At 40.6% G+C, this 1,095-nt stretch carries 2 protein-coding genes; both read right to left on the reverse strand.

All coding sequences use genetic code 11. From position 1 onward, the window contains the following. Positions 1–122: 122 nt before the first annotated feature. The gene (locus tag FKN16_RS24260; RefSeq protein WP_170903738.1) at positions 123–437 is read right to left on the reverse strand and encodes a hypothetical protein; all 315 of its coding nucleotides are present in this window, start codon (positions 435–437) and stop codon (positions 123–125) included. 133 nt (positions 438–570) lie between these two features. After that, complete coding sequence (locus FKN16_RS24270) at positions 571–945, reverse strand: nuclear transport factor 2 family protein (protein ID WP_047734438.1); 375 nt, start codon at positions 943–945, stop codon at positions 571–573. Positions 946–1,095 lie beyond the last annotated feature (150 nt).

The following is a 1,095-nucleotide window of genomic DNA, read 5'->3' on the forward strand; positions in this document are numbered from 1 at the left end:
GAAGCTCTGCAATGAAATTGCACACAAATTAAATACGCGCCCACGCAAAAGACTTGGGTATAGGACACCAACGGAGTATATTCATGCGCATCTGTAAAAAGTGTCGCACTTCAAACTTGATACTAAGAGGCGGGCTCAAGGACAATATCCTGACCATCAACTTCAATTAGCCCGAAGTCACCTTCTAACGAAAGGGAGCCTTGTAAATAAGAGACTCCTTCAACTTCACCTAATGTTGGAATGTCACTTAAAGTCGTCTTTCTAGCAGATAGCTGCATTCCCTTAAAACGAACAGTTATCGCTTTACCTTGCTTATTACTGACAAAGAGTTTGACCTTCTGATCAGACTCTAAAAGGAATAGTATTTCAATATAGGTATCATCAAAACTTTGATTAAGCGAGAGTAACTCTGAATCAATTAGACAATTTAGTTCCATATTTCTCCAAGCCTTATAACGCCCTGTTAAGGGGTGAGCAACGCAATACCGATGCCGCCGCATAACACCTTAAACACTAAAAACAACGCATAGTGAAAATGCCACGCGTTGCGAATCCCTCTTGAACAGTTTGTTATGCGATAACTGTAGAGTGCGCAGAGATAACCTGCCAGTTACCCTTTTGCTTTGTCCAAACACGAGAAAATGCAAACTCACCGTTTGCTACAGCCCCATTATAACTGCCTTTGATTTCCGCGTTTACGTAAACCAAAACGACATCCTTCTGAGGTACTACGTGAAGATCATGGAATTGAATCGACTTAATAACTAGTAAGCCTGAGCCATGCAGTGCTATATCGTCTTGTTTGGAAGTTCGATGACCAAGGTGATTAACAAATACCAAGTCATCAGACAATAAGTCTTGCAAGGCAATCGTATCTGAATTGAGCATTGAAGTTTTTAACTTCTCCTCTACTTCAATTATTTCTTTAACTACATTGCTTTCCATACTATCAACTTCCTCATATCGCATAACGCCCTGTTAAGGTGTGAGCAACGCAATACCGATGCCGCCGCATACCACCTTAATCAACTAAACCAACGCATAGTAAAAATGCCACGCGTTGCGAATCACTCTTAAACAGTTTGTTATAAACTA

Source organism: Vibrio sp. 11-4(1) (assembly GCF_013048625.1).
In the GTDB taxonomy this organism is placed as follows: domain Bacteria; phylum Pseudomonadota; class Gammaproteobacteria; order Enterobacterales; family Vibrionaceae; genus Vibrio; species Vibrio diabolicus.

Coding starts and splice junctions, on each gene's coding strand:
- FKN16_RS24260 (WP_170903738.1), bottom strand. CDS start 437: ATGGAACTAAATTGTCTAATTGATTCAGAGTTACTCTCGCTTAATCAA.
- FKN16_RS24270 (WP_047734438.1), bottom strand. CDS start 945: ATGGAAAGCAATGTAGTTAAAGAAATAATTGAAGTAGAGGAGAAGTTA.